The 26,792-nt window shown below is 73.0% G+C and carries 21 protein-coding genes; 14 read left to right on the forward strand and 7 right to left on the reverse strand.

The features are described 5' to 3' along the window. The first annotated feature begins 10 nt into the window (after positions 1-10). The gene (locus ACO1BR_RS15270; RefSeq protein WP_426795590.1) at positions 11-376 is read left to right on the forward strand and encodes a hypothetical protein; all 366 of its coding nucleotides are present in this window, start codon (positions 11-13) and stop codon (positions 374-376) included. A gap of 10 nt (positions 377-386) precedes the next feature. Here the strand turns inward: ACO1BR_RS15270 and ACO1BR_RS15275 are convergent, their stop codons facing one another. Next, positions 387-1,574: a THUMP-like domain-containing protein gene (locus tag ACO1BR_RS15275; RefSeq protein WP_426795591.1), complete on the reverse strand. Its 1,188-nt coding sequence runs from the start codon at positions 1,572-1,574 to the stop codon at positions 387-389. A gap of 80 nt (positions 1,575-1,654) precedes the next feature. Further along, positions 1,655-3,079, reverse strand: coding sequence for an FtsW/RodA/SpoVE family cell cycle protein (locus ACO1BR_RS15280; RefSeq protein WP_426795695.1), 1,425 nt, complete (start codon positions 3,077-3,079; stop codon positions 1,655-1,657). 408 nt (positions 3,080-3,487) lie between these two features. On the opposite strand from ACO1BR_RS15280, the gene groES reads away from it, so the two are divergent. Both groES and groL read left to right on the forward strand, forming a co-directional pair. Beyond that, positions 3,488-3,796 carry a co-chaperone GroES gene (groES, locus tag ACO1BR_RS15285; protein ID WP_189305749.1) on the forward strand — a complete coding sequence of 103 codons (309 nt, stop codon included), beginning with the start codon at positions 3,488-3,490 and terminating at the stop codon, positions 3,794-3,796. 134 nt (positions 3,797-3,930) lie between these two features. Then, entirely contained in the window at positions 3,931-5,556 is a 1,626-nt protein-coding gene (groL, locus tag ACO1BR_RS15290) for a chaperonin GroEL (protein WP_426795592.1), read from the forward strand. 151 nt (positions 5,557-5,707) lie between these two features. On the opposite strand, the gene ACO1BR_RS15295 is transcribed toward groL, so the two are convergent. Further along, a complete protein-coding gene (locus ACO1BR_RS15295; RefSeq protein WP_426795593.1) occupies positions 5,708-6,751 on the reverse strand; it encodes a hydroxyacid dehydrogenase in 1,044 nt (347 codons plus the stop codon). Positions 6,752-6,958: 207 nt separating this feature from the next. On the opposite strand from ACO1BR_RS15295, the gene ACO1BR_RS15300 reads away from it, so the two are divergent. Beyond that, positions 6,959-7,732, forward strand: a complete 774-nt coding sequence (locus tag ACO1BR_RS15300) for an SDR family NAD(P)-dependent oxidoreductase (protein WP_426795594.1) — start codon at positions 6,959-6,961, stop codon at positions 7,730-7,732. 46 nt (positions 7,733-7,778) lie between these two features. On the opposite strand, the gene ACO1BR_RS15305 is transcribed toward ACO1BR_RS15300, so the two are convergent. After that, on the reverse strand, positions 7,779-8,450 hold the full coding sequence (locus ACO1BR_RS15305; protein WP_426795595.1) for an MOSC domain-containing protein: 672 nt from the start codon (positions 8,448-8,450) through the stop codon (positions 7,779-7,781). A 79-nt stretch (positions 8,451-8,529) separates the two neighbouring features. Here ACO1BR_RS15305 and ACO1BR_RS15310 point away from each other — a divergent pair, with 79 nt between their 5' ends. Then, a complete protein-coding gene (locus ACO1BR_RS15310; protein WP_426795596.1) occupies positions 8,530-9,441 on the forward strand; it encodes a LysR family transcriptional regulator in 912 nt (303 codons plus the stop codon). Between the two features lie 146 nt (positions 9,442-9,587). Here ACO1BR_RS15310 and ACO1BR_RS15315 read toward each other — a convergent pair whose 3' ends face one another. Next, a complete protein-coding gene (locus ACO1BR_RS15315) occupies positions 9,588-9,920 on the reverse strand; it encodes a WhiB family transcriptional regulator (protein ID WP_159503221.1) in 333 nt (110 codons plus the stop codon). A 388-nt stretch (positions 9,921-10,308) separates the two neighbouring features. Between ACO1BR_RS15315 and ACO1BR_RS15320 the strand changes: the two genes are divergently transcribed. The 4 genes from ACO1BR_RS15320 to ACO1BR_RS15335 all read left to right on the forward strand — a co-directional run bounded on the left by ACO1BR_RS15320 (position 10,309) and on the right by ACO1BR_RS15335 (position 14,691). Continuing rightward, positions 10,309-10,920, forward strand: coding sequence for a response regulator transcription factor (locus tag ACO1BR_RS15320; RefSeq protein WP_003948568.1), 612 nt, complete (start codon positions 10,309-10,311; stop codon positions 10,918-10,920). Between the two features lie 280 nt (positions 10,921-11,200). Next, positions 11,201-11,776 (forward strand): sigma-70 family RNA polymerase sigma factor, encoded by a 576-nt coding sequence (locus tag ACO1BR_RS15325; RefSeq protein ID WP_043264857.1) that lies wholly within the window; start codon positions 11,201-11,203, stop codon positions 11,774-11,776. A 163-nt stretch (positions 11,777-11,939) separates the two neighbouring features. After that, positions 11,940-13,442: an IMP dehydrogenase gene (guaB, locus tag ACO1BR_RS15330; protein ID WP_426795597.1), complete on the forward strand. Its 1,503-nt coding sequence runs from the start codon at positions 11,940-11,942 to the stop codon at positions 13,440-13,442. A 133-nt stretch (positions 13,443-13,575) separates the two neighbouring features. Next, positions 13,576-14,691: a GuaB3 family IMP dehydrogenase-related protein gene (locus ACO1BR_RS15335; RefSeq protein ID WP_426795598.1), complete on the forward strand. Its 1,116-nt coding sequence runs from the start codon at positions 13,576-13,578 to the stop codon at positions 14,689-14,691. A gap of 157 nt (positions 14,692-14,848) precedes the next feature. Here the strand turns inward: ACO1BR_RS15335 and ACO1BR_RS15340 are convergent, their stop codons facing one another. Then, complete coding sequence (locus tag ACO1BR_RS15340; RefSeq protein WP_426795599.1) at positions 14,849-16,096, reverse strand: nucleotide sugar dehydrogenase; 1,248 nt, start codon at positions 16,094-16,096, stop codon at positions 14,849-14,851. A gap of 237 nt (positions 16,097-16,333) precedes the next feature. Between ACO1BR_RS15340 and ACO1BR_RS15345 the strand changes: the two genes are divergently transcribed. Beyond that, on the forward strand, positions 16,334-18,040 hold the full coding sequence (locus ACO1BR_RS15345) for a glycerol-3-phosphate dehydrogenase/oxidase (RefSeq protein ID WP_426795600.1): 1,707 nt from the start codon (positions 16,334-16,336) through the stop codon (positions 18,038-18,040). A 23-nt stretch (positions 18,041-18,063) separates the two neighbouring features. On the opposite strand, the gene ACO1BR_RS15350 is transcribed toward ACO1BR_RS15345, so the two are convergent. After that, the gene (locus tag ACO1BR_RS15350) at positions 18,064-19,287 is read right to left on the reverse strand and encodes a serine hydrolase domain-containing protein (RefSeq protein ID WP_426795601.1); all 1,224 of its coding nucleotides are present in this window, start codon (positions 19,285-19,287) and stop codon (positions 18,064-18,066) included. A gap of 189 nt (positions 19,288-19,476) precedes the next feature. Here ACO1BR_RS15350 and ACO1BR_RS15355 point away from each other — a divergent pair, with 189 nt between their 5' ends. From ACO1BR_RS15355 to ACO1BR_RS15370, 4 genes are all read left to right on the forward strand, one after another. After that, on the forward strand, positions 19,477-21,681 hold the full coding sequence (locus tag ACO1BR_RS15355) for a protein kinase domain-containing protein (RefSeq protein WP_426795602.1): 2,205 nt from the start codon (positions 19,477-19,479) through the stop codon (positions 21,679-21,681). A 204-nt stretch (positions 21,682-21,885) separates the two neighbouring features. Then, on the forward strand, positions 21,886-24,138 hold the full coding sequence (locus ACO1BR_RS15360) for a protein kinase (protein WP_426795603.1): 2,253 nt from the start codon (positions 21,886-21,888) through the stop codon (positions 24,136-24,138). A gap of 370 nt (positions 24,139-24,508) precedes the next feature. Further along, positions 24,509-25,663 carry an acyl-CoA dehydrogenase family protein gene (locus tag ACO1BR_RS15365; protein WP_426795604.1) on the forward strand — a complete coding sequence of 385 codons (1,155 nt, stop codon included), beginning with the start codon at positions 24,509-24,511 and terminating at the stop codon, positions 25,661-25,663. A gap of 8 nt (positions 25,664-25,671) precedes the next feature. Then, on the forward strand, positions 25,672-26,658 hold the full coding sequence (locus ACO1BR_RS15370) for an acyl-CoA dehydrogenase family protein (RefSeq protein WP_426795696.1): 987 nt from the start codon (positions 25,672-25,674) through the stop codon (positions 26,656-26,658). The last annotated feature ends 134 nt before the right edge of the window (positions 26,659-26,792 follow it).

A 26,792-nucleotide genomic window follows, 5' to 3' on the forward strand; every position in this document is an offset into this window, starting at 1 on the left:
GCGGCAGGCTGTGGACTGGTTCTGGTGGGTCTTCATCTTCTTCATGGCGGGCGGCTTCGCCAAGGTGGCCGACACCGCCCGTACGGCCCTGCGGACGCGCCACGAGCGCAAGATGGAGCGACTGGCGACCGTCCGCCAGGAGCGGCACGAGCTGGCCGCCGCGCAGAAGCCGCCGGAGCCGGTGTGCGGCTGCACCCACCACCTCGCCAAGCATGACAAGAAGGGCAAGTGCCACGAGCTGGTGCAGGTGCCCGTCGCCTGGGACGCGGACCACAAGCCGGTCCAGTACGAGGCCGGCCAGTGCACCTGCCAGCAGTACGTGGGCCCGCAGCCGCTCTCCCAGGTCTACGCCGAGGACCTGACGGACCTGGCCTGAACGGCCTGCCTCAGGCGGTGTCCGCCGCGGGGTGCCCCAGCAGCATCGTGGGCGCCCCCGCGACCCGGGTGAGGAAGACCGTGCAGGAGTGCGGCCCGCCGAGCTTCAGCTTCCTGCGCAGCTCCTCGGGCTCCACCGCGGACCCGCGCTTCTTGATCACCGCGACGCCGACCCCGCGCTCCCGCAGCAGTGCCTTCAGCTTCTTGACGTTGAACGGCAGCACATCGGTGATCGCGTACGCGGTCGCGTACCGCGTCGGCACCAGCTGATCCGCCGTCACATACGCGATCGTCGGATCGATCAGCCGCCCGTCGACCTCCTGGGCGACATCGGCGACCAGATGCGCCCGTATCACCGCGCCGTCCGGCTCGTAGAGCCAGCCGCCGACGGGGCCCGGCTCCGGGTCGGGCAGCCCGGCGCCCAGCAGGGACGCCCCCGAGGGCAGCAGGGTGGCCCGCCGGCCGCCGCCCTCGCCCGTCCCGAACCACAGGACGGCCTCCTTCACGTCGCCCGCGTCGGAGATCCACTCCGTCTCCGCGTCGTCGGGCAGCGCCTCGTGCGGCACTCCGGGCGCGATCTTCAGCGCCGCGTACCGCGCCGTACGGGCCGTCTCGACGGCCCACGACAGCGGCGGGGAGTACGCCTCCGGGTCGAAAATGCGGCCGCCGCGGGGTTTGCTGCGCCGGGCCGGGTCGACGAACACCGCGTCGTACCCGGCGGTGTCCACCTCCGTCACCTCCGCGCAGCGCACCTCGATCAGCTCCGCGAGCCCCAGCGCCGCGGCGTTCGCCCGGGCCGCCGCGCAGGCCAGCGGGTCGCGGTCGACGGCCAGCACCCGGATCCCGGCGCGGGCCAGCGCCAGCGCGTCGCCGCCGACGCCGCAGCACAGGTCGGCGAGCGTACGGACCCCGAGCCCGGCCAGCCGGGCGGCGCGGTGCGCGGCGACGGAGGTGCGGGTGGACTGCTCGACGCCGTTGGGCGTGAAGTACATCCGCTCGGCGTCCGCGCCGAACTTGGCTGCCGCCCGGCGCCGCAGCTGCGCCTGCCCGATGGCGGCGGAGACCAGCGGTGCGGGGTGGTCGCGGCGCAGCCGGGTCGCGGCGGCCAGCTCGTCCGCGGCGCCAAGGTGCCGCAGTTCGTCCAGCAGCGCCTGCCCCTCGGGGGTGAGCAGCGCGGCGAAGGTGTCGAGGTCGGTCATCTGCACCATTGTGGGCCAGCCGCCCGGCCGAGCCCGCGTCGGGCCTGGTGCCTGGGCCCTACACCTGGGGTGCCTGGGCCCTACGCCTCGGGCTCGCCGCCGGTGATCCGGCGCACCCGCTGGGTGGCGTCCGCGGCCGGCGCCGGGCGGACCGGCTCGCGCCGCCGCTGGGCGCTGTCGCTGACCCGCAGCAGTACCGCCACCATCACCCAGTTCGCGACCAGCGACGAACCGCCCTTGGCGAGGAACGGCAGCGCCTTGCCGGTGAGCGGGATCAGGCCGGTGACGCCGCCGGTGACGACGAAGACCTGGAGCAGCAGCGCCCCGGAGAGCCCGACCGCCAGCAGCTTGCCGAACGGGTCGCGGGCGGTCAGCCCCACCCGCAGCCCGCGCTGGGCGAGCAGTGCGTACAGCAGCAGGACGGCCATGACTCCGGCCAGCCCCAGCTCCTCGCCGACGGTGGTGAGGATGAAGTCGCTGTTGCCGGCGAAGCCGATCAGCTCGGGGTGGCCCTGGCCCAGGCCGGTGCCGCCGATACCGCCGCTGCCGAAGCTGAACAGCGCCTGCGCGGCCTGGTCGGAGATCAGGCCCGGCGGCCGCTGGTTCGGCGGCAGGAAGATGTCCATCGGGTGCAGCCAGGCCATCACACGGCCCTTGACGTGCGGCTCGGTGGAGCCGACGACGCCGGCGCCGACCACGGCCATGGCCAGACCGCAGATCACCCAGCTGGTGCGCTCGGTGGCCATGTAGAGCATGATCACGAAGACGCCGAAGAAGATCAGCGAGGTGCCCAGGTCCCGTTCGAAGACCAGCACCAGCAGGCTGATGACCCAGATCGTGAAGATCGGCCCGAGCTGCCGGCCGGGCGGCAGCTGCATGCCCATGACCCGGCGCCCGGACAGCGCCAGCGCATCGCGGCTGACCGTGAGGTACCCCGCGAAGAACACCACGATCATGATCTTCACGAACTCGCCGGGCTGCAGCGACAGCGGCCCCAGCAGGATCCAGCGCTTGGCGCCGTACATGTCCGCGCCGAAGAAGGCCGGCGCCATCAGCAGCACCAGCGCGACCGCCATCGTCAGGTAGATGTAGCGCTGCAGGATCCGGTGGTCGCGCAGCACCATCAGGATCACGATGCAGACCGCGACCCCGATGACCGTCCACACCAGCTGTCCGGTGGCCGCCTGCCCGATCTTCAGCCGCGGCTTCTCCGCGTACGTGATGTCCAGCCGGTGCAGCAGCACCAGGCCGATGCCGGTGAGCAGCGTGGCCAGCGGCAGGATCAGCGGATCGGCGCGCGGCGCGAAGCGGCGGACGACCAGGTGCGGGACCAGCGCGACGAAGAACATGCTGACCGCGAAGCCGGCCAGCCCGCCGGGCAGCGAGTCCTTCATCGACAGCTCGGTGTAGGCGTAGCCGAAGACGGTGATCAGGACGACGAAGCCGAGCAGCCAGGCTTCGGTTCGCCGGCGGTTCGGGGCCTGCGCGAGCGCCGCGAACGTCATGGTGCGCTCGGCGTCGCTTTCCGGGCCCCCGGGATCCTGGGGGGCGCTGGTCAGTCCACGCACGGTTCCTCCGCCATCGATGGTCAGGGCCGCGGTGCGGCCGGGTCTTGGCCCGGTTGTCAGCGGTCCGGGGAGCTAGACGGGGCATCGCCGGGCCTGGTTGCAGCGGAACAGCAAGGTGTGTCCGAGTCCACCCGGCGGCCGTCGACAGGGACACGGTACGCGTCCCCGGCGCGCTGGCACTCCGCTTGACCGAGTGCTAACGGCGTCATAGTCTCAGCGTTGGCACTCTCCACCGGGGAGTGCCAACACAGCGACGGGCAGGTCCGGCACCCGCGACGACGGATCCACCTGGTCGCCACCTCAGACAGTTAACCCCGTGAGATCTCCGAAGGGGGAGGTCGGATCGTGACGACCACCAGCTCCAAGGTTGCCATCAAGCCGCTTGAGGACCGCATCGTGGTCCAGCCGCTCGACGCCGAGCAGACCACGGCCTCGGGCCTGGTCATCCCGGACACCGCGAAGGAGAAGCCCCAGGAGGGCGCCGTCCTCGCCGTGGGCCCGGGCCGCTTCGAGAACGGCGAGCGCCTGCCGCTCGACGTCAAGGTCGGCGACGTCGTGCTCTACAGCAAGTACGGCGGCACCGAGGTGAAGTACGAAGGCGACGAGTACCTCGTTCTCTCGGCTCGCGACGTGCTCGCGATCATCGAGAAGTAATTCACCCAGTTTTGCCCTGATCTGCGCCCCTGGTTCCCGCGTTCTCACCGACCGGGGCAGGGGCGCAGTTCGTCTGAGCGAGAGCGGTCACGGCGGCGAGGCCGACGATCGCAACGAGAGGACTTGAAGCAGCCATGGCGAAGATCCTGAAGTTCGACGAGGACGCCCGTCGCGCCCTTGAGCGCGGCGTCAACAAGCTTGCCGACACGGTCAAGGTGACCATCGGCCCCAAGGGTCGCAACGTCGTCATCGACAAGAAGTTCGGCGCGCCGACCATCACCAACGACGGTGTCACCATCGCCCGCGAGGTCGAGGTCGAGGACCCGTACGAGAACCTGGGCGCCCAGCTCGTCAAGGAGGTGGCGACCAAGACCAACGACATCGCGGGTGACGGCACCACCACCGCGACCGTGCTGGCCCAGGCGCTGGTCCGCGAGGGGCTGCGCAACGTCGCCGCCGGCGCCTCCCCGGCCGCCCTGAAGAAGGGCATCGACGCCGCGGTCAAGGCCGTCTCCGACGACCTGCTCGCCACCGCCCGCCCGATCGACGACAAGGCCGACATCGCCGCCGTCGCCGCGCTGTCCGCGCAGGACCAGCAGGTCGGCGAGCTGATCGCCGAGGCGATGGACAAGGTCGGCAAGGACGGTGTCATCACCGTCGAGGAGTCCAACACCTTCGGCCTGGAGCTCGACTTCACCGAGGGCATGGCCTTCGACAAGGGCTACCTCTCGCCGTACATGGTCACCGACCAGGAGCGTATGGAGGCCGTCCTCGACGACCCGTACATCCTGATCCACCAGGGCAAGATCTCCTCGATCCAGGACCTGCTGCCGCTGCTGGAGAAGGTCATCCAGGCCGGCGCCTCCAAGCCGCTGCTGATCATCGCCGAGGACGTCGAGGGCGAGGCCCTGTCGACCCTGGTCGTCAACAAGATCCGCGGCACCTTCAACGCGGTGGCCGTCAAGGCCCCCGGCTTCGGTGACCGCCGCAAGGCGATGCTCGGCGACATGGCCACCCTCACCGGTGCCACCGTCATCGCCGAGGAGGTCGGCCTCAAGCTCGACCAGGCCGGTCTGGACGTGCTGGGCACCGCCCGCCGCGTGACCGTCACCAAGGACGACACCACCATCGTCGACGGCGGTGGCAACTCCGAGGACGTCCAGGGCCGCGTCGCCCAGATCAAGGCCGAGATCGAGAGCACCGACTCCGACTGGGACCGCGAGAAGCTCCAGGAGCGCCTCGCCAAGCTCGCCGGCGGCGTCTGCGTCATCCGCGTCGGTGCCGCGACCGAGGTCGAGCTGAAGGAGAAGAAGCACCGTCTGGAGGACGCCATCTCCGCGACCCGCGCCGCGGTCGAGGAGGGCATCGTCTCCGGTGGCGGCTCCGCGCTCGTCCACGCCGTCAAGATCCTGGACGGCAACCTCGGCAAGGACGGCGACGAGGCCACCGGTGTCGCCGTGGTCCGCCGCGCCGCCGTCGAGCCGCTGCGCTGGATCGCCGAGAACGCCGGCCTTGAGGGCTACGTCATCACCTCGAAGGTCGCCGAGCTGGACAAGGGCAACGGCTTCAACGCCGCGACCGGCGAGTTCGGCGACCTGGTCAAGGCCGGCGTCATCGACCCGGTCAAGGTCACCCGCTCCGCCCTGGAGAACGCCGCCTCCATCGCCTCCCTGCTGCTGACGACCGAGACCCTGGTCGTCGAGAAGAAGGAAGAGGAGGAGGCCGCCGACGGCGGTCACGGTCACGGCCACGCGCACTGACCCCTGACCGCGTACGCGTCAGCTCCCACCGAGGCCCGGTCCCGCCACCGCGGGGCCGGGCCTCGGCCATGGTGCCGCGGCGGCCGCCGGGCCCCCGCCGCGCCGCCGCCGGGCCGCGGTGAGCCTCCGGGCGCCGCGGGCCACCGGGCCGTCAGGCCGAGTGCGCCAGCCCCTCCGGCCGTACCGGGTCGGCGAACGGGAGCCCCTGGGCGTACCGCTCCAGCTCGTCCAGCGCGTGATCGGCCATCCGGTGCAGCTCGCCGCCCAGCGAACCGGCGACATGCGGGGTCAGCAGCACGTTCGGCAGCTCGTACAACGGCGAGTCCGGGGGCGGGAGTTCGGGCTCGGTGACGTCCAGTACGGCGGCCAGCCGCCCGCTGCGCAGCTCGGGCAGCAGGGCCGCCTCGTCGACCAGCGAGCCGCGCGCGGTGTTGATGAGCGTGGCGCCGTCGGGCATCAGGGCGAGCTGGCGGGCGCCGATCAGATGCCGGGTGGCGGGCAGCGCGGGGGCGTGCACGCTGACGATGTCGCTCCCGGCGCACACCTCGTCCAGCGGCGCCGCCACCACACCGAGCCGGTCCGCCTCCGCGCCGTCCACGAACGGGTCGTACAGCAGCACCCGCAGCGCGAAGGGGCGCAGCAGCTCGATCACCCGGCGGCCGATACGGGAGGCGCCGACGATGCCCACGGTGCGGCCGTGGTTGCCGGCGCCGGCCAGCTCCCGCGGCCAGTCGTGCGCGGTGCGCAGCGCGCGGTAGCGGTGGGCCGCGTGCAGCACCCGCTTGTTGGCGAACAGGATGGCGGCGAGGGTGTATTCGGCGACCGGCAGCGCGTTGACGGCGGCGGCCGAGGCGACCGCGACGCCCCGGGCCCAGCAGGCGTCCGTGACATGGTGCTTGACCGATCCGGCCGCGTGCACGACGGCCCGCAGCCGGGGGGCCGTGGCCAGCACCTCCGCCGTGAGCCGTGGTGCGCCCCAGCACGTGAGCAGCACCTCCGCCTCGGCGAGGGCCGTGGCGACCTCGGGCGCGGGGTCGGCCAGCCGGTGCGCCACGAGGCGGGAGTCCGTATGGGCGAGGGTTTCGATCCGCGCGTGGTGCCGGTCGTCGAGCAGCCGCTCGGCGACGCCGGGGCCCATGGACAGCAGCAGGGCCGGGCGGCGGGCGGTGCGGGGGGTGTCCGTGGCGGGGCGCATGGGGTGAACGGTCCTCCTGGGTCGGGCGGTGGCCGACCGGTGGGGCCGGCGCTGCCGCGGGGTTCCGTCCGTGCGGGGGGACTACCCCGGGGCGGCCCCGCCGACCCCCGTCCGCCGCCCGCCGGCGGCGAACTCCGGCCGTGCCGGCGCGGGAACGCCGCACCGGGCAAGGACGACCGGCCGCCCCGACCCGGATACCGTGCCGGTATGACGACTGCATTGATCACAGGAGCGACGGCCGGCATCGGCGCCGCATTCGCCCGCCGTCTCGCGAGCGACGGCCACAGCGTGGTGCTGGTGGCCCGCGACGAGAAGCGGCTGCGGGAGCAGGCCACCGAACTGCACGACCGGCACGGCATCGAGGCGGAGGTGCTGAGCGCCGATCTGTCGACCGAGGAGGGCATCGCCGCCGTCGAGGCGCGGCTCGGCGATTCCCGGCACCCGGTGGACCTGCTGGTCAACAACGCCGGTTTCGGCAACAAGGGCGAATACCTCGAAGTCCCGATGGCCGACGAGCTGAGGATGCTGAAGGTGCACTGCGAGGCCGTGCTGCGGCTGACCACGGCCGCGGTGCGCGGGATGCGCGACCGCCGGCGCGGCGCCGTCGTCAATGTCGCGTCCGTGGCGGCGTTCGTCCCGCGCGGTACGTACGCGGCGAGCAAGGCATGGGTCGTGCAGTTCACCCAGGGCGCCGCCCGCGACCTGGCCGGCAACGGGGTGCGGCTGATGGCGCTGTGCCCCGGCTTCGTGCGGACCGAGTTCCACCAGCGGGCCGGGATGGGGACGGACAACGTCCCGGGCTGGCTGTGGCTGGATGCGGACAAGCTGGTGGACGCGGCGATGAAGGACCTGGCCCGCGGCAAGTCGCTGTCCATTCCGGACCCGCGTTACAAGGCCCTGATGGGCGCGGTGAAGCTCGCCCCGCGCGGCGTCCTGGGCGGCCTGACCTCCCGCACCGGCCGGAAGTACGGCGCCCGCTAGGTCCGGCCGTTCGCCGGCCCCCGCCTTCCGTCGGCGCTCCCCGACCTCAACCGCCCGTCCGCTCCCGGTACTTCACCGCCGCCTCCCGGGCCTCCGCGGGAAGCGCCGCGCCCGCCGCCAGCAGGCGCGGCAGCAGCTCGCGCCGGGTGGTCAGGGCGCGGAACATCATCGCGAGGGTCACCTCGTGGTCCGGGCGGTGCACCACCTCCACGGTGTCCCCGGCGCGGATCTCGCCCGCTTCCAGCACCCGCAGATACGCGCCGGGCACCGCGGCCTCCGTGAACCGCTTGATCCAGCCGCGCTCGCCGAGCCGCCCCTGGAACGTCCGGCAGGGGATCCGCGGCGAGGACACCTCCAGCAGCAACTCCGGCCCCACCCGCCAGCGTTCGCCGATACGGGCGCCGCTGACGTCGAGGCCGGAGGTGGTGAGGTTCTCGCCGAAGACGCCGTTGGCCAGCTCGCGGCCCAGCGCGCGCTGCCAGTCGTCCAGGTCCTCGCGGGCGTACGCGTAGACGGCCTGGTCGTCGCCGCCGTGATGGCGCAGGTCGACCACCGCGTCGCCGGCCAGGCCGCTGCCGCCGATCCCCTTGGGGCCGGGGGCGCTGACCGCCACCGGACCGTCCACCGGGCGTTTGTCGATGCCCGTACCGCCCTCGGCGGAGGTGTACGCGGACGGGGCGGCCCGCCCCAGGTTCACGGTCAGCAGCTTCGCGTCCATGTCCGCACGGTAAGGCACCCGGGGCAAAGGGCGCACCCAATTTTTCCCGGTCTATCCAAGATTCGCTTATGCTTGAAGGGTGATCGAAGCCCGCCATCTCCGAGTGCTGCGCGCCGTCGCCAGGACCGGCTCGTTCTCCGCCGCCGCCCGGGAGCTGGGCTGCACGCAGCCGGCCGTCAGCCAGCAGATGAAGGCCCTGGAGCAGTCCGCGGGCACGCCCCTGCTGGTGCGCGCGGGCCGCGAGATGCGGCTGACGCAGGCGGGCCAGGCGCTGGTACGGCACGCCGTCGGCATCCTGGCGGGGCTCACCGCGGCGGAGGAGGAGGTCGCGGCGATCGCCGGCCTGCGCGCGGGCCGGGTGCGGCTGGTGTCGTTCCCGTCGGGCAGCTCGACGCTGGTGCCGACCGCCCTGGCCAAGATGCGCGCCGCCCACCCGGGCATCCGGGTCTCGCTGGACGAGGCCGAGCCGCCGCGGTCGATCGAGCTGCTGCGCGGCGGCGACTGCGAGATCGCGCTGGCCTTCCGCTATCCCGAGGTGCGCGGCGCGGACCCGGCGGCCGGGGCGGAGTGGGAGGACCTGGTGGTCCGGCCGATCCTGTCGGACCGGCTGATCGGCCTGGTCCCGGACGGCCACCGGCTGGCGAAGGCGGGCAACGCGTGCTTCGCGGAACTGGCCGGTGAGCCGTGGATCGCCGGCTGCCCGCGCTGCCGCACGCATCTCGTCGAGGTCTGCGAGAGCGCCGGGTTCACCCCGCGCATCGACTTCGCGACCGACGACTATCCGGCGGTGATCGGGCTGGTCGGGGTGGGCCTGGGGGTGGCCGCGCTGCCCGAGCTGACACTGGAGTCGGTACGGCTCAAGGGGGCCACAGCGGTGCGGTTGGAGCCGGCGGTGCACCGTGAGATCGTCGCGCTCACGCTGCCGGATCTTGCCCAGGTGCCCGCGGTCGGCGCGATGCTCGATCAGCTGGTGGACGCCGCCGGGCGCTGAGCGCGCGGGCCCGGGAGGGGTGGCGCATCACAGGGGGAGCGGCGCTGTGGACCGGTGTGGAGCCGGCGGCAGCTGCGGCGCGGGGCGGCAGTGCGGGACGGTGCAGTTGCAGGATCGTTTCTTCGGTGATGCTCCGGCCCCGACGGTCAGGCGCCGGGCACGCTCGCGTGGCCGGGCAGCGAGGTTGCGGGTACCAGCCGGTGCCGGGCCCGGCCCATGAGTTCCTCGCGTTCGTCCTCGGTGAGGCCGCCCCAGACCCCGTAGGGCTCGCGTACGGCCAGCGCATGCGCCGCGCACTGCGCCCGCACGGGGCAGCGCATGCAGACCTCTTTCGCCGATGTCTCGCGCGCGCTGCGGGCCGCCCCTCGCTCGCCCTCGGGGTGGAAGAAGAGAGAGCTGTCGACACCGCGGCAGGCGGCCAGCAGCTGCCAGTCCCAGAGGTCTGCGTTCGGGCCCGGGAGGCGGGAGAAATCTGCCATTGCTTGTCCCCTCGAAGCGATGCGGTTTCGGGCTCGGTGCTCACGACCGTACATCTACTGTCTAAGTAGATGTAAATATGACTCATTGCGAATCTAGTCATAGACGACGCGAAAATGGAAGAAAGAGAGCCAAATAGGGCATAGGGTGCACGCTTGGATGCCGGTTGCCTGCTGGGTCGCCTGCGTATCCGGCTCCTCACGGAGCGTGCTGAACTCGGTCGCCGAAGCCGTAACTCTTTCGAGTGACCGTCGTTGAGTGTGCGGAGGCGGTTGACAGAGGTAGCCCTCGGGCAGGTGTCCGAGGCCGTCAATCGCACAGGTGACGATACGTACCAGCCTGGAGGCTCAAGGTGACGCGCATCAGCTGCGAGAGCCGCGGAGGTCAGTCATGACATCCGTCCTCGTCTGCGACGACTCCCCGCTTGCCCGAGAAGCGCTCCGTCGGGCGGTGGCAACCGTGCCCGGCGTCGAGCGCGTGACGACCGCGGCCAACGGCGAGGAAGTCCTCCGCCGCTGGGGGGCGGACCGCTCGGACCTGATTCTGATGGACGTACGGATGCCCGGTCTCGGCGGTGTCGAGACCGTGCGCCGGCTGCTGTCCGCAGACCCCGGTGCCCGGATCATCATGCTCACGGTCGCCGAGGACCTGGACGGCGTCGCGCTCGCCGTCGCCGCCGGCGCCCGCGGGTATCTGCACAAGGACGCCTCGCGCGCCGAACTGCGGGCGACGGTGACCCAGGCGCTGGCCGATCCGACGTGGCGGCTCGCCCCGCGCCGGCTGCGGTCCGCCGAGATGGGTGCCGCGCCGACGCTCACGGCCCGTGAGATCCAGGTGCTGGAGGGCATGAGCCACGGCCGCTCCAACGCCGAGATCGGACGTGAGCTGTTTCTCTCCGAGGACACCGTCAAGACGCACGCGCGGCGGCTTTTCAAGAAACTCGGCGCCTCTGACCGGGCTCACGCGGTGGCGCTCGGTTTCCGCTGGGGACTGGTCCGCTGAGGTGTGGTGACGTGCAGCGATGCGGGGGATTGAAGATCCCCGCCCGCCCTGTGGCGGGCGGGGTGGCAAGGCGCCCCGCACGCCGCTCGGGTCCCGCGGCGGCCCGATTCCCCGCGCGGTGCCGCATCCTTGAGGTATGGAGTTCCTCGGGGACGGGTCGGTCGGGCACGAGGGGAGGGCGCAGGAGATGACAACCGGCGCACCTGCCGCGCACAACGCTTCAGTGCACAAGCATGGACCTGATGCCGATGATCGTTCGGCACCAAGGCACCATGGACCGATGCGCGATGACGGGAAGCAGGAGATCGGCGCTCTCGTCGCACGCGCTGTCGAGGGCGACCAGCGGGCCACGCACGATCTGCTGGCCCATGTACATCCGCTCGCCCTGCGCTACTGCCGCACCCGGCTCTCCCGGCTGCCGGGTGACGCCCGGCACTTCGTCGAGGACCTGGCGCAGGAAGTCTGTGTCGCGGTGCTGTGCGCACTGCCCCGCTACCGCGACACCGGAAAGCCCTTCGAGGCGTTCGTCTTCGCGATCGCCGGGCACAAGGTCGCCGACCTCCAGCGGGCCGCGATGCGGCATCCGGGCAGTACGGCCGTGCCGTCGGACGAGATGCCCGAGCAGCCGGACGACTCCCTGGGGCCCGAGGAGCGGGCGCTACTGAGCAGCGACGCGGAGTGGGCCAAGAAACTGCTGGCCAATCTGCCGGAGAACCAGCGGGAGCTGGTCCTGCTGCGGGTCGCCGTCGGGCTGACCGCCGAGGAGACCGGGCAGATGCTGGGCATGTCGCCCGGCGCGGTGCGGGTCGCCCAGCACCGGGCGCTGAGCAGGCTGCGGGCGCTCGCCGAGCAGTGACCGGGCCGCGGACCGGTTCCCCCGGCCGGTTCCGTGCCATCTGGCGGGATGCCACCGTAGGAATGTACGAGTGACGAGCCCCTCATCTGTCGTGGATTGGGACACTCCACAAGGCCGTTAGCATGGGAGTCCGCGCTGAGGCAAGAGCATTGGGGAAGGTGTCATGAGTGACAACGTCGACGGTATGCCCGCCAAATTCGCCATGCTCGGACTGACATACGACGACGTGCTGCTGCTTCCCGGTGCGTCGGAGGTGCTGCCCAACGCGGTGAGCACCGCCTCCCGCGTCTCGCGGAACGTCAGCGTGAACATCCCGCTGCTGTCCGCCGCGATGGACAAGGTCACCGAGGCGCGGATGGCGATCGCGATGGCGCGCCAGGGCGGTGCGGGCGTGCTGCACCGCAACCTCTCGATCGAGGACCAGGCCAACCAGGTCGACCTGGTCAAGCGCTCCGAGTCGGGCATGGTCACCGACCCGATCACGGTCCGGCCGGACGCCGCGCTCGCCGAGGCGGACGCGCTGTGCGCCAAGTTCCGGATCAGCGGGGTGCCGGTCACCGATGCCGCGGGCAAGCTGCTGGGCATCGTGACCAACCGCGACATGGCCTTCGAGATGGACCGCAGCCGTCAGGTCCGCGAGGTCATGACGCCGATGCCGCTGGTCACCGGCAAGGTCGGCATCTCCGGTGAGGACGCCATCGAGCTGCTGCGCCGCCACAAGATCGAGAAGCTGCCGCTGGTCGACGACGCGGGCGTGCTCAAGGGCCTGATCACGGTCAAGGACTTCGTGAAGGCGGAGAAGTACCCGAACGCGGCCAAGGACGCCGAGGGCCGGCTGGTCGTCGGTGCCGCGGTCGGCGTCGGCGACGCGGCGTACGACCGGGCGCAGGCGCTGGTCGAGGCCGGTGCGGACTTCCTGGTCATCGACAGCGCGCACGGCCACAGCCGCGGCATCCTCGACATGATCGCCAAGGTCAAGTCCAACATCACCGTCGATGTCGTCGGCGGCAACGTCGCCACCCGGGACGGCGCCCAGGCGCTGATCGACGCGGGCGTCGACGGGGTGAAGGTCGGCGTCGGTCCCGGCTCGATCTGCACCACGCGGGTCGTCGCGGGCATCGGCGTACCGCAGGTCACCGCCATCTACGAGGCCGCGCAGGCGTGCCACGCGGCGGGTGTGCCGCTGATCGGCGACGGCGGCCTCCAGTTCTCCGGGGACATCGCCAAGGCGATCGCGGCCGGTGCGGACACCGTGATGCTGGGCTCGCTGCTCGCCGGGTGCGAGGAGTCGCCGGGCGAGATGGTCTTCATCAACGGCAAGCAGTTCAAGTCGTACCGGGGCATGGGCTCGCTGGGTGCGATGCAGTCGCGCGGCCAGGGCCGCTCGTACTCCAAGGACCGCTACTTCCAGGACAACGTCCTGTCCGAGGACAAGCTGGTCCCGGAGGGCATCGAGGGCCAGGTGCCCTACCGTGGCCCGCTGGCCTCGGTCGCCCACCAGCTCGTCGGCGGTCTGCGCGCCTCCATGGGCTACGTCGGCTCCGCCGACATCCCCGAGCTCAAGGAGAAGGGCCGCTTCGTGCGGATCACCTCCGCGGGCCTCAAGGAGAGCCACCCGCACGACGTCCAGATGATCACCGAGGCGCCCAACTACGCCCGGGGTTGAGCCGGTAGGGCCCGTCCGCGCCGTCCGAGTCGTGGACGTGATGCGGGCGCGGGCCGCGGAGTGAGACGCTGATGCGCCCCCTGTGTCCCCGGTCGGGGATACTGGGGGCGTATTCCGTAGGAAGGCAGAACACGTGACTGAGATCGAGATCGGACGCGGCAAGCGCGGCCGCCGGGCATACGCATTCGACGACATCGCCGTCGTACCCAGCCGTCGCACCCGCGACCCGAAGGAGGTCTCGATCGCCTGGCAGATCGATGCCTACCGCTTCGAGCTGCCGTTCCTGGCGGCTCCGATGGACTCGGTGGTCTCCCCGCAGACCGCCATCCGCATCGGCGAGCTGGGCGGCCTCGGCGTGCTGAACCTCGAAGGGCTCTGGACCCGGTACGAGGACCCGGAGCCGCTGCTCGCGGAGATCGCGGAGCTGGACGGCGCCTCGGCCACCAAGCGGCTCCAGGAGATCTACGCGGCGCCGATCAGGGAAGAGCTGATCGGGCAGCGGATCAAGGAGGTGCGCGACGCCGGTGTCGTCACCGCCGCCGCGCTCTCGCCGCAGCGCACCGCGCAGTTCTCCAAGGCGGTCGTGGACGCGGGCGTGGACATCTTCGTGATCCGCGGGACGACGGTGTCGGCCGAGCACGTGTCGAGCGCCGCCGAGCCGCTGAACCTGAAGCAGTTCATCTACGAGCTGGACGTGCCGGTCATCGTGGGCGGCTGCGCCACGTACACCGCGGCGCTGCACCTGATGCGGACCGGTGCGGCCGGTGTGCTGGTCGGCTTCGGCGGCGGGGCCGCGCACACCACCCGCAACGTCCTGGGCATCCAGGTGCCGATGGCGACCGCGGTGGCCGACGTCGCCGCGGCGCGCCGGGACTACATGGACGAGTCCGGCGGCCGGTATGTGCACGTCATCGCGGACGGCGGGGTGGGCTTCTCCGGTGACCTGCCGAAGGCGATCGCCTGCGGCGCGGACGCGGTGATGATGGGCTCGCCGCTGGCCCGTGCGACGGACGCGCCCGGCCGCGGCCACCACTGGGGCATGGAGGCCGTCCACGAGGACGTGCCGCGCGGCAAGCGGATGGACCTCGGCGTGGTCGGTACGACCGAGGAGATCCTGTGCGGTCCCTCGACGACGCCGGACGGGTCGATGAACTTCTTCGGCGCGCTGCGGCGGGCGATGGCGACCACCGGCTACTCCGAGCTGAAGGAGTTCCAGCGGGTCGAGGTCACGGTGGCGCCCCGGCGGTAGTCCCACGTTGCCGGGTTTCCCGCCGTGACTCTTCTGTGTTCTTGACCCGCCTTCGGCGGGAGCGGGAGGGGTGGTGGGTCCCCGCCCCGGTGGGGGAAGTGAGAAGCCCGGCTGTGCCTTGGCGCGGCCGGGCTTTCGGCGTTCCGGTGGAGGGTGGCTAGAGGCGGTGGGCGGCTCCGGTGGGGGTGGCGCCGCGGGTGTCGAGGAGGAGCTGGGCCTTGACCGCCAGGCCCTGGAGGTCGTAGGTGCGGTGCGGTTGGAGCAGCACCGTCAGATCGGCGGCGGAGGCGGCCTCGTAGAGGGAGTCGGCGCGCGGGACGGGGCGGTCGAGGACGTTCCACTGGGGGACGTAGGGGTCGTGGTAGGTGAGGTGCGCGCCCAGTTCCATGAGGCGGGAGGCGACCTCGCGGGCCGGGGAGCCGGCCTGGTCGCCGATGTCGGGCTTGTAGGTGACGCCGAGCAGCAGGACCCGGGCGCCGCGGGCGGACTTGCCGTGTTCGTTGAGGAGGGTGGCGCAGCGCTGGATGACATAGCGCGGCATCCGGCCGTTGACCTCCTGGGCCAGCTCCACCATGCGGAGCGGGTGGCCCAGTGAACGACCTTTGTAGGAGAGGTAGTTGGGGTCGACGGGGGCGGCGTGGCCGCCGACTCCGGGGCCGGGGCGGAAGGACTGGAAGCCGAACGGCTTGGTCTCGGCGCAGCGGATGACGTCCCACAGGTCGACGCCGATGTCGTGGCAGAAGACCGCCATCTCGTTCATCAACGCGATGTTGACGTGGCGGTAGTTGGTCTCCAGCAGCTTGGCGGTCTCGGCCTCGCGGGGGCCGCGGGCGCGGACGACCTTGTCGGTGAGCCGGCCGTAGAAGGCGGCGGCGGCCTCGGTGCAGGCGGGGGTGATGCCGCCGATGACCTTGGGGGTGTTGCCGTAGCGGTGGACGCGGTTGCCGGGGTCGTGCCGGGTGGGGGAGCAGGCGAGGTGGAAGTCGCGGCCGGCGGTGAGGCCGGAGCCCTCTTCGAGGAGCGGGCGGAGGACGTCCTCCGTGGTGCCCGGGTAGCCGGTGGATTCGAGGATGACGGTGGTGTGCGGGCGCAGCTGCGCGGCGAGGGTGCGGGCCGCGTCGGCGACGGCCGACAGGTCCAGTGCGCGGTCCTCGCCGAGTGGGACGGGCGCGCAGATGACGGCCGTGCGGACCCGGCCGAGGGCGGTGGGGTCGGTGGTGGTGCGGAAACCGGCGGAGAGCAGCCGGCGGGTCTCGGCGGGGGACAGCGGCCCGTCGGTGCCGGGGAGCGCGGCGGTGCGGGGGTCGGGGTCGTAGCCGATGGTGCCGATGCCGGCGGCGGTGGCGGCCTGGGCGAGCGGGAGGCCGAGGGCGCCGAGTCCGATGACGGCGAGGTCTGCGGGCATGCTGCTGCCGTCCTTCCCTGGCGACGGTGGGGTGCGTGGGCGCATGACGTCTGCCGTTCCAGCGCATCTGCAACTAAAGCGGCATAAATAGACTAAGCGGATATTTGACCCAGAATGGGTATTGGCGGATCAAGGTGGCGGGGTGTTGCCGATGTGAGCGGAGGGTGGCTCGCGGCACCGGGCGCCGACAGAATCGACGGACGGGGGGTGTGGCTCCGATCACAGCGGGAGGCAGCGGTGAAGACAGCGACACTCGGACCGGCGCAGCGTGCCAGGGCACTCACCCAAATGGCAGAACGCGAACTGGACGTTCTGGTGGTCGGCGGCGGCATCGTCGGCGCCGGTACGGCACTGGACGCGGCGACCCGGGGGCTGGATACCGGGCTGGTCGAGGCGCGTGACTGGGCCTCGGGCACGTCCAGCCGGTCGAGCAAGCTCATCCACGGCGGCCTGCGGTACCTGGAGATGCTGGACTTCGCGCTGGTGCGCGAGGCGCTGAAGGAGCGCGGGCTGCTGCTGGAGCGGCTGGCGCCGCATCTGGTCAAACCGGTCCCGTTCCTCTACCTGTTGCAGCACAAGGGCTGGGAGCGCTGGTACGCCGGCTCCGGGGTGGCGCTGTACGACGGGATGGCGGTCTCGTCGGGGCACGGCCGGGGGCTGCCCGTCCACCGGCACCTGTCGCACCGCAGGGCGCTGCGGGTGGCGCCGTGCCTGAAGAAGGACGCCCTGGTGGGCGCGCTCCAGTACTACGACGCGCAGATGGACGACGCCCGGTACGTGGCGACCGTCGTGCGGACCGCCGCCGCCTACGGGGCGCATGTCGCCAACCGGGCGCGGGTGGTGGGTTTTCTGCGCGAGGGCGAGCGGGTGGTCGGCGCGCGGGTGCAGGACGTCGAGGGCGGCGTGACGCACGAGGTCCGGGCCCGGCAGATCGTCAACGCGACCGGGGTGTGGACCGATGACACCCAGGCGCTCATCGGGGAGCGCGGGCAGTTCCACGTCCGGGCCTCGAAGGGGATCCACCTGGTCGTCCCCAAGGACCGGATCCATTCGACGACCGGGCTGATCCTGCGCACGGAGAAGAGCGTGCTGTTCGTCATCCCCTGGGGGCGGCACTGGATCGTGGGGACGACCGACACCGACTGGGATCTGGACAAGGCGCACCCGGCGGCCTCCAGCGCCGATATCGACTATCTGCTGGAGCATGTGAACGCGGTGCTCGCGACGCCGCTGACCAGGGATGACGTGGAGGGCGTCTACGCCGGGTTGCGGCCGTTGCTGGCCGGGGAGTCGGACGCCACCAGCAAGCTGTCGCGGGAGCACACCGTCGCGCATCCGGTGCCGGGGCTGGTGGTGGTCGCGGGCGGCAAGTACACCACGTACCGGGTGATGGCCAAGGACGCGGTGGACGAGGCGGTGCACGGGCTGGACACCCGGGTCGCGGAGTGCGTCACGGAGGACGTGCCGCTGGTGGGGGCCGAGGGCTACAAGGCGCTGTGGAACGCGCGGGCCCGGATGGCGGCGCGGACCGGACTGCATGTGGCCCGCATAGAGCACCTGTTGAACCGCTACGGGTCGCTGACCGAGGAACTGCTGGAGCTGGTGGTGGCCGACCCCTCGCTGGGCGCGCCGCTGGCCGCCGCGGACGACTACCTGCGCGCCGAGGTCGTCTACGCCTGCACGCACGAGGGCGCCCGGCATCTCGACGACGTGCTGACCCGGCGGACCCGGATCTCCATCGAGACCTTCGACCGGGGCACCCGCAGCGCCCGCGAGGCCGCCGAACTGATGGCGCCGGCGCTCGGCTGGGACGGCGACCAGATCGAGAAGGAGGTCGCGCACTACCAGAAGCGGGTCGAGGCGGAGCGCGAATCGCAGCGGCAGCCCGACGACCTGACGGCGGATGCGGCACGGCTGGGCGCGCCGGACATCGTGCCGCTGTAGCCGGGCACCGCCCGGACGCCCCGTCACGTGCGGGGCGCGCAGAACTCCGCGGTGAGGACGGCGGTGCCGTCGGCAGGGCGGGCCGGAGTGTCGGTGTTGATCCGGTAGCTGACCACGTGCCGGCCGTCGGCGGTGCCCGCGCTCTGCGCGTACGAGCCGTTGATGTCGCCGTTGTGGCCCCAGACGGTGACGCCGCAGGGAAGTCTGGTGGCGTACAGGCCGAGGCCGTAGACGCCGTCGGTGGCCCGTTCGCTGCGCAACTCGGCCATCTGGCGCGGCGGCAGGAGCCGGCCGCCGAGGAGCGCGGCGAAGAACCGGTTGAGGTCGCCGAGGGTGGTGACCATCTCGCCCGCCGCACCGGCCCGGCTGGGGTCCAGGGAGGTGCTGTCGACGCGGTGCTCGCCGATGCGGGAGTAGCTGCGGCCGTGCGGTGCGGGCAGCGCCGGGTCGTCGCCGGGGAAGGAGGTGTCGTACAGATCCGTGGGGCGCAGGACGCGGCGGCCGAGTTCGGCGGCGTACGGGTGGCCGGTGACCGCCCTGATGACCAGGCCGAGCACCAGGTAGTTGGTGTTGGAGTAGGAGTAGCGGGCGCCCGGGGCGGCCACCGGCGGATGGCCGAGGGCGATCCGCAGCAGTGCGGCCGGGGCGTAGCGGTCGTAGCGGTGGGCGCGGAAGCCGGTTCCGTGCAGCTGTTCGGAGAGTCGGGGGTCCTCGGTGTAGTTGAACAAACCACTCGTGTGGTCCAGCAGCTGGCGGATCGTTACCCGCCGCAGATCGCTCCGGCCGCCGGCGCCGGTGACCGGCACGCCGGCCGGCAGCCGCGCCCCCGCGGGGTCGTCCAGGGCGAGTTTCCGCTCCGCGACGAGTTGCAGGACCACCGTGGCGACGAGAGTTTTGGTGAGACTGCCCGCGCGGAAGTGGTCCAGGCGGCCCATTCTCCGGCCGCTGCGCAGATCGGCGACGCCGGCCGTGGCGAACCGCGAGGCGGCGATCCGGCCGTCGTGGGTGGCCAGCGCAGCGGCGCCGGGCGCCCCGTCGGCGACCAGGCGGTGCAGCGCGGTCACCGTGGCGGCCGCCGACCGGGACACCGCCGCGGACGGAGCGAAGGCGGTGGGGATCGTGGTACACGCCGTCAGGGCCAGTGCGCTCAGGGCGGCCTGGGCGGTGCACAGCAGCGAGCGGAGCATCGTGCGGGTCGCCGCGTGGCGGGAGCCCGGTGGTTCCGGGCGCGGCGGGCGGATAGCCAAAAAGAACTCCCGTCGTCGAGGCCATCATGACGGGTGCGCGGTGTCGTCCCGCACAGACCCGGGCCTTCCGCATGGCCGCGGATGAGGGAGAATGAAGGCTCTGCCAGGGTGGGTTGTCCGAGTTGGACCAGTTTGGCGATCGATGGAGTATCGAAGCTGCCAACTCGGCTGGATTGCAGAGGGGATTCAGTGGGCGACGAGGTCGAGATGGACGGCAAGGAGGGCAGGCTGCTCGCCGGCCGGTACCGGCTCGCCGATGTTCTCGGCCGGGGCGGTATGGGCACTGTCTGGCGGGCCGAAGACGAGGTCCTGGGCCGTACGGTCGCGGTCAAGGAACTGCGCTTCCCCGGCGGGGTCGAGGAGGACGAGAAGCGCCGCCTGATCACCCGCACCCTGCGCGAGGCCAAGGCGATCGCCAGGATCCGCAACAACGGCGCGGTGACGGTCTACGACGTGGTCGACGAGGACGACCGGCCGTGGATCGTGATGGAGCTCGTCGAGGGCCGCTCGCTCGCCGAGGTGGTCCGCGACGACGGTCCGCTGACCCCGCGGCGCGCCGCCGAGGTCGGCCTCGCCGTGCTCGACGTGCTGCGCGCCGCCCACGGCCAGGGCATCCTGCACCGCGATGTGAAGCCGTCCAACGTCCTGATGTCGGACGACGGCCGGGTCGTGCTCACCGACTTCGGGATCGCCCAGGTCGAGGGCGACCCCTCGGTGACCTCGACCGGCATGCTCGTCGGCGCGCCCTCGTACATCTCCCCGGAGCGGGCCCGCGGCCAGAAGCCGGGCCCGCCGGCCGACATGTGGTCCCTGGGCGGGCTGCTCTACGCCTGTGTGGAGGGCGTCCCGCCGTACGACAAGGGGTCGGCGATCGCCACCCTCACGGCCGTGATGACCGAGCCGGTCCAGCCGCCCAAGAGCGCCGGGCCGCTGGAGGACGTCATCCACGGGCTGCTGGTCAAGGACCCGGCGGCCCGGCTGGACGACGGCGGTGCGCGGGCGCTGCTGCTGAACGTCATCCACGCCCCGGAGCCCAAGCCGGAGCCCCCGGCGGACGCCACCCGGGCGATGGCGCTGCCCACCGCGCCCAAGGAGCGGTCGGAGCGGTCCGAGGCCGGAAAGCCGGTGAAGCCGGCCAAGTCGGCCAAGCCGGCGAAGAGCGCGGCGAAGCAGCGTGTGCCGCGCAAGCCCAAGGGGAAGCCCGCGGGCGCCGCGGCCGGCACGGCGGCGGCCGTGGAGTCCGGCGGCGCCGCGGGGACCGCAGCGGCCGCGGGTTCCGGCGGCTCCGGCGGCGCGGCCGGCACCGTCGGGTCCGTCGGGTCCAAGGAGACGAAAGCGACCGCGCCGACCGCGCCGGAGAAGAAGGGCCCTTCGGGGCAGCCGGGCAAGGGCGGTCCGCAGCGGGCCGGTTCCGGGGCGGCGGAACCGGAGCGCACGGCTCCGGCCGCGTCCGACGCGGACCGGTCGCCGGCTCGCCTCGGGCTCGCCTCGGAGGCCACCAAGGAGCGGATGCGCGCCGCCCTGAAGTCGGTGCGGAACGCCGCCGCGGCCGCCGCGGCGCGGCCGGAGTCCAGACCCGGCGACGGGGAGCGTCCCGCCACCCCGCGGGCGTCGGTCACCGACGTCGTCCCGCGCCGCACGCTGATCATCGCGGTCGTGGTGGTCATCGCGGTGCTGGGCACGGTGCTCGCCCTGGTGTTCAGCAGTGGCGGCGACAGCGGCGGCAGCAGCGACAACGCGGCCGGTCCGCAGGGCAAGTCGGCGTCCGCGAGCGAGGCGGCCACGAAGTCCGCCGCCGCGAACACGGATCCGGGCACGGACGGGCCGGGTTCCGCCGGACCGCCGAAGCCGGGCGGGGCGGCGGGCGGCGCCAAGGGCGATGCCAAGGGTGACCCCAAGGGCGGAGCGAAGGGGGGCGCCAAGGGCGGCGACGCGGTCCCGGACGGTTTCACCGAGGTGACCAACGCCGGGTTCCACTTCCGTATGGCCATGCCCGACGGCTTCCGGCAGACCGGCACGGCCGGCGAGAACTCCGGCGCGATATACAGCGCGTCGGGCGGCTTCCCGCGCGTCCAGGTCGACTTCAACGACCAGCCCGGCCAGGACGCGGCGGCTGCCTGGCGCAGCCTGGAGCCGAGCGTGGCCGGGTCCAGCGACGGCTACCACCTCATCGGCATCAAGGCCGTCGACTGGCGGGGCTACCCGACCGTCGCCGACTGGTCGTTCACCCGCCAGCAGGGCGGCACGGAGGTGCGGGTGCTCAACCGCGGCTTCCGGGTCGACGACCAGCACGGCTTCGCCATCATGATCACCTGCAAGGCGGACTCCTGGGACGAAAAGGAGTGCCGGGAGCTGCGCGACACGGCCTTCCGGACGTTCACGGTGAAGGACTGACACCTTCACGGTGAAGGACTGACACGTTCACGGCGACGGACTGGCGCGTTCACGGTGAGGGATGACGCGGACCGAGCCGGGCGGACACGGCGCGCGGCGCGGTCCGGCGGGCTCAACTGTCAGTGCTGCCACGTATCGTGAGGGGTCCAGAGCCGTACGCATCCGCAATCCGCCGGAATGCGGCGCGGGCCCCGGGGAGGCGTCGTGGAGGAGTACGCGGGAAGAGTGCTCGCCGAGCGCTACCGCCTGCCGGTGCGTCCCTCCGGCGACGGCTTCGGCGGCGACGACGGCGGTGACGCCGCGGACGGGTTCGAGGCGGTTTTCGACGTCCGGTTCGCCGACCGGTTCGCCGAGACCCGGGCGTTCGACACGTACAGCGGCCAGGAGGTGCTGGTCCGTCAGGTGCCGCTGCCGGAGGTGGTGGACGCAGAGGTCGTGGGGGCGGACGCCGGGCGGCCGGGGTTCGCGGAGCCCGGGGCCGGCGACGGGGGCGGGGCGTGGTCCCGGAGAGCCGCGGGGGGTGCCGACCGCAGCCCCCGCGATCCCGTCGTACGACGCGCCCTGGAGGCGGCGACGACGGCCGCCCAACTGCCCGACCACCCGCTGCTCGACCAGGTCTTCGACGTCTTCGCGCAGGACGGCAGCCTGTGGATCGTCGGCGAACTCCTCCCGGCCCGCCCACTGTCCGCGCTGCTCGCCGACCGGACGCTGTCCCCGCACCGCGCCGCGGAGATCGCCGCCGACGTGCTGACCGCGCTGCGCGCCCTGCACGCGCACGGCTGGATCCACCGCAACATCACCGCCCGTACGGTCCTGGTCTGCGACGACGGCCGGGCCATCCTGACCGGTCTGGCGGTCGGGGCGGCCCAGGAGGCGCTGTGCGGCTACGACCCGGCGCCGAGGGCGGGGGACGGGCCCGCGGCTTCCCCGGTCGGCGCGCCGCCGGGCAGCACGTCGTTGGTCAAGCAGGCGCGGGGCGCCGCCGATGACGCGCCCGCGCCCGAGGAGGGCCACGCCGGGCTCACCGGTCTCGCCGCCGAGCGGGCCCGGCAGGCGCGGCTCCAGGTCGTCGGGGCGGTCACCGAGCGCTGGGCGCCGGAGCAGGCCGGGCCGGTGGGCGAGGGCGCGGCGCCGGAGGCGGGCCCGGCCGCGGATCTGTGGGCGGTCGGTGCGCTGCTGTTCCGCAGTGTGCAGGGGCGTCCGCCGTTCCCCGAGGACAGCGCCGCCGAGCTGGTGCGGCTGGTGGCCGCGCAGCCGCCTGCCGGGGCCGCGGAGTGCGGGGCGCTGCGGCCTGTCGTCGAGGCGCTGCTGTGCCAGGACCCGGCCGCCCGCCCGGAGTTCGAGGCGGTGCGCGCCCGGCTGCGGGCGCTGATCCGTACGGCGCCGGAGCCGGATCTGGGCAGCCGGCTGGTGACGCTGCCCGCGCTGGAGCAGGGCGCCGATCCGCGGCGGCTGCCGATCGTCCGGCGCCGCGGCGAACTGGTCCGCAGGGGGCGGCAGAAGAAGGTCCGGGCCCGCGGTGAGCAGCCGCGCCCGGCGCCCGCCGGGCGGCCCGCGGCGGGTGGCCGGGCCCAGCCGTCGCGTCCGCCGCGGATCCCCCGGCAGGCCAAGCCGCTGCGGCCCGCCAAGGCCGCCCGGCCCGCCCGGCCGCCCCGGTCCGCGGGCCGCCCGTCCGGGGATCCGTACGAGGCGCAGGAGCTGCTGGGCCAGGTCGGGCTCGGGCGGGCGCCGCAGCGGTCGCGGCCGGGGCGGGCGCCGCGGAGCCTGGGCCGGGTGCTGCTGACCGTGATCCTGCTCCTGATGGTGGGCGGGATCGCGTACGCCATGGTGTTCCTGCCGAAGTCCGGCGCGGCATCGGCGGGCGGCCCGTCCGGCGCGGACCTCAGCGGCTCCTCGGGCGCGGTGCCCGGCGGCAGCCCCACCCCTTCGGCCGGCCGGGACGGCGGCGGGACCGGCGGCGCCTTCCCGGGGACGGGCGAGCCGCAGACCACCGCGCCCGGGAATCTGGCGCCGGGCTACGAGCTGCGGACGGACCCGATGGGGTTCCAGGTCGCGGTCCCCAAGGGCTGGCAGCGCCGTGCCGAGACCGATCAGGGCCAGGTGCGCATTACGGGCGGCGACTTCGAGCTGGTGGTGGTGCCCGGCCGCGACACCACGGCGCGGGCCGGCGCGGACCCGATGGCGTATCAGCAGGACAAGGAGGCCGAGCTGGCGCCCTACCGAGCGGCCGGCTGGTCCTCGTCGTCCGGGCTGCGGCGCATCGACATCGGGCAGACGGCGATGGCCGAGGGCACCTTCACCTGGCGGGACGGCAGCGGCCGCCAGGTCTACGTCCGCAACCTCGCGATGATCCACGACGGCCACTACCACGTCGTCATGGTCATCGGCCCGGACACCGGCCGCGACGAGGTGGACAAGCTGTACGAGCAGGCGAGCAGCGCGTACCGCCCCAACTAGCCGAAGCGGAAGGCAGCTTGGCGCTCACCAGGTGCCACCGGCCATCACCGGCTATCACCGGCCATCACCGCGCGATCGGCTGCTCCCGGCGTGGCCCGCCGCGTGTCCCCGCAAGCCTCCCTGACGCTTCGTCAGGTCTGCTCCCGAGGTTAGGGGCTGCGCCTTGCCGGTGCAGAGGGGGCGGGGCTAGCCTGATTCTGACGGTTCATCAGATGCGGCGTTTCAGGGCCCGCGCCGGGGCGACCGGACGCGGGGCGAGGGGAACAGGGGAGCCGATGCAGCCACCGCGCACCGCCAGTCCCGACGACCCGGGGTGCGGGCCCGCACGCCGCTGGGCGCCCCGGCCGCCGGACGACCGCCGGATCCGCTGATGGACCTCACGTACACCGAGGAGGAGGAAGCCTTCCGGGCGCGGCTGCGGGAGTGGCTCGCGGAGGTGCTGCCGAAGCTGCCGCCGAAACCGGCCGCGGCCGACTGGCCCGGCCGGCGGGCGTATGACGCGGCCTGGCAGCGGAGGCTGTACGACGCCGGGTACGCGGGACTGCACTGGCCCGTCGACGCCGGGGGTCAAGGGGCCACGCCCACCCAGCACTTGATCTACCTGGAGGAGACCGAGAAGGTCGGCGCCCCGTACGTCGGCGCGAACTTCGTCGGCCTCCTGCACGCCGGCCCCACCATCGCCGCGGAGGGCACCGCCGCGCAGCGCGCCCGCTGGCTGCCGCCGATCCTGCGCGGCGACGAGATCTGGTGCCAGGGCTTCAGCGAACCGGACGCCGGCTCCGACCTCGCCGCGCTCCGCACCAGGGCCGTACGGGACGGCGACGACTACGTGGTGTCCGGCAGCAAGATCTGGACCTCCCACGCCGAGGTCGCCGACTGGTGCGAACTGCTCGTCCGCACCGACTCCGAGGCCCCCCGGCACCGCGGCATCAGCTGGCTGGCGATGCCGATGGACGCCCCCGGGGTGACCGTACGGCCGCTGCGGACGCTCGCCGGGTCGGCCGAGTTCGCCGAGGTGTTCCTCGACGAGGTGCGGGTGCCGGCCGCTCACCGCGTCGGCGCGGAGCACGACGGCTGGCGGGTGACGATGGTGACGCTGTCCTTCGAGCGCGGCACCGCGTTCGTCGGCGAGGTGGTGGCCTGCCGCCGGGTGCTCGGCGCGCTCGCCCGCACGGCCCGCGCGAACGGCCGCTGGGACGATGCGGTGCTCCGCCGCCGGTTGGGCAGACTGCACGCGGAGTTCGCCGCGCTGTGGCGGCTGACCCAGTGGAACGTCAGCGAGGCGCAGAGCACCGGCGGCGTCCCCGGCAGCGGCGGCTCGGTCTTCAAGCTGCGCTATTCGCACGCCCGCCAGGAGCTCTACGACGCGGCGGCGGAGGTGCTGGGCGCGGCGTCGCTCGACGCCGAGCAGGAATGGGTCGCCGACCGCCTCTCCGCCCTCTCGTACACCATCGCCGCGGGCACCTCCCAGATCCAGCAGAACATCGTCGCCGAGCGGATCCTCGGCCTGCCGAAGGGGCGGTGACCGGGCCGGTGGACTTCCAACTCACCGATGACCAGAGGGCGTTGCGGGACGGCACCCGCGCGCTGCTGGCCGGGCGCTTCGGCCGGGACCGGCTGCGGGCGGCGGTCGGCGACCCGGCGCCCGACCGCGCGTTGTGGCGTGAGCTGGGCGACGCCGGGTTCTTCGCGCTGCGGCTCCCGGAGGCGGCGGGCGGCGTCGGCCTCGGGCTGCCGGAGGCCGTCCTGGTCTTCGAGGAGGCCGGCCGGGCGCTGCTGCCGGGGCCGCTGGTGGCCGGGCAGCTGCTGGCCGGGGTGGTGGACGGCGTGGCGACCGGCGAGCGGCTCGCCGGGCTGTGCGACGCCGCGGCCGATCCGGTGCTGTGGGAGCACCCGGCCGGCTGCGACGAGGTGGTCTTCCTCGGGGAGGGCGCACAGGGCCCAGGGGAGGGCACGCGGGGCGCACGGGGGCGCACCGGCGAGGCGTACCGGAGCGCGGCCCGGGACATCACCTGCGCCCCCTTCGCCTCCGTGGACCCGCTGACACCGCTCGCCCGCGTCACCGGACGGCCGCGCGGCACCCCGCTCGCCCTGGACGTGCCGCGCCTGCGCCGCGAGGCGGCCCTGCTGACCGCCGCCCAGCAGCTGGGCAGCGCCGCCCGCACCGTCGAGACGGCGGTCGCCCACGCCCGGCGGCGCGAGCAGTTCGGCGTGCCCATCGGCTCCTTCCAGGCGGTCAAGCACCTGTGCGCGCGGATGCTGGTGCGCGCCGAGCTGGCCCGGAGCGCGGTGTACGCGGCGGCGGTGACGGGCGACGCGCTCGATGTCGCGGGTGCCAAGCTGCTCGCCGACGAGGCCGCGGTGCGCAACGCCCGGGACTGCCTTCAGGTCCACGGCGGGATGGGCTTCACCTGGGAGGCCGATGTGCATCTGCATCTCAAGCGGGCGTGGCTGCGCGCCGAGTGCTGGGGCGGCGTGCGGGAGGCGGAGGAACTGCTGGCCGACGCCCTGCCGGGGTGACGCACGATGTCAGACTCTGGCAACCCGTGTGCGAAATGTCGGACTCAGTACGCATAACCGGTCACGCTGGGTCGATATCGGGTTGTGTCCCAGGCGTGACTCGTCACACGCGGGAGTCGGGGCCCGGCTCGGGT

Source organism: Streptomyces sp. YGL11-2 (assembly GCF_050054615.1).
Lineage (GTDB): Bacteria > Actinomycetota > Actinomycetes > Streptomycetales > Streptomycetaceae > Streptomyces.

Coding starts and splice junctions, on each gene's coding strand:
- ACO1BR_RS15325 (WP_043264857.1), top strand. CDS start 11,201: ATGCGCGATGACGGGAAGCAGGAGATCGGCGCTCTCGTCGCACGCGCT.
- ACO1BR_RS15275 (WP_426795591.1), bottom strand. CDS start 1,574: ATGACCGACCTCGACACCTTCGCCGCGCTGCTCACCCCCGAGGGGCAG.
- ACO1BR_RS15280 (WP_426795695.1), bottom strand. CDS start 3,079: ATGACGTTCGCGGCGCTCGCGCAGGCCCCGAACCGCCGGCGAACCGAA.
- ACO1BR_RS15340 (WP_426795599.1), bottom strand. CDS start 16,096: ATGCCCGCAGACCTCGCCGTCATCGGACTCGGCGCCCTCGGCCTCCCG.
- ACO1BR_RS15365 (WP_426795604.1), top strand. CDS start 24,509: ATGGACCTCACGTACACCGAGGAGGAGGAAGCCTTCCGGGCGCGGCTG.
- groL (WP_426795592.1), top strand. CDS start 3,931: ATGGCGAAGATCCTGAAGTTCGACGAGGACGCCCGTCGCGCCCTTGAG.
- ACO1BR_RS15305 (WP_426795595.1), bottom strand. CDS start 8,450: ATGGACGCGAAGCTGCTGACCGTGAACCTGGGGCGGGCCGCCCCGTCC.
- ACO1BR_RS15315 (WP_159503221.1), bottom strand. CDS start 9,920: ATGGCAGATTTCTCCCGCCTCCCGGGCCCGAACGCAGACCTCTGGGAC.
- ACO1BR_RS15300 (WP_426795594.1), top strand. CDS start 6,959: ATGACGACTGCATTGATCACAGGAGCGACGGCCGGCATCGGCGCCGCA.
- ACO1BR_RS15320 (WP_003948568.1), top strand. CDS start 10,309: ATGACATCCGTCCTCGTCTGCGACGACTCCCCGCTTGCCCGAGAAGCG.
- guaB (WP_426795597.1), top strand. CDS start 11,940: ATGAGTGACAACGTCGACGGTATGCCCGCCAAATTCGCCATGCTCGGA.
- ACO1BR_RS15295 (WP_426795593.1), bottom strand. CDS start 6,751: ATGCGCCCCGCCACGGACACCCCCCGCACCGCCCGCCGCCCGGCCCTG.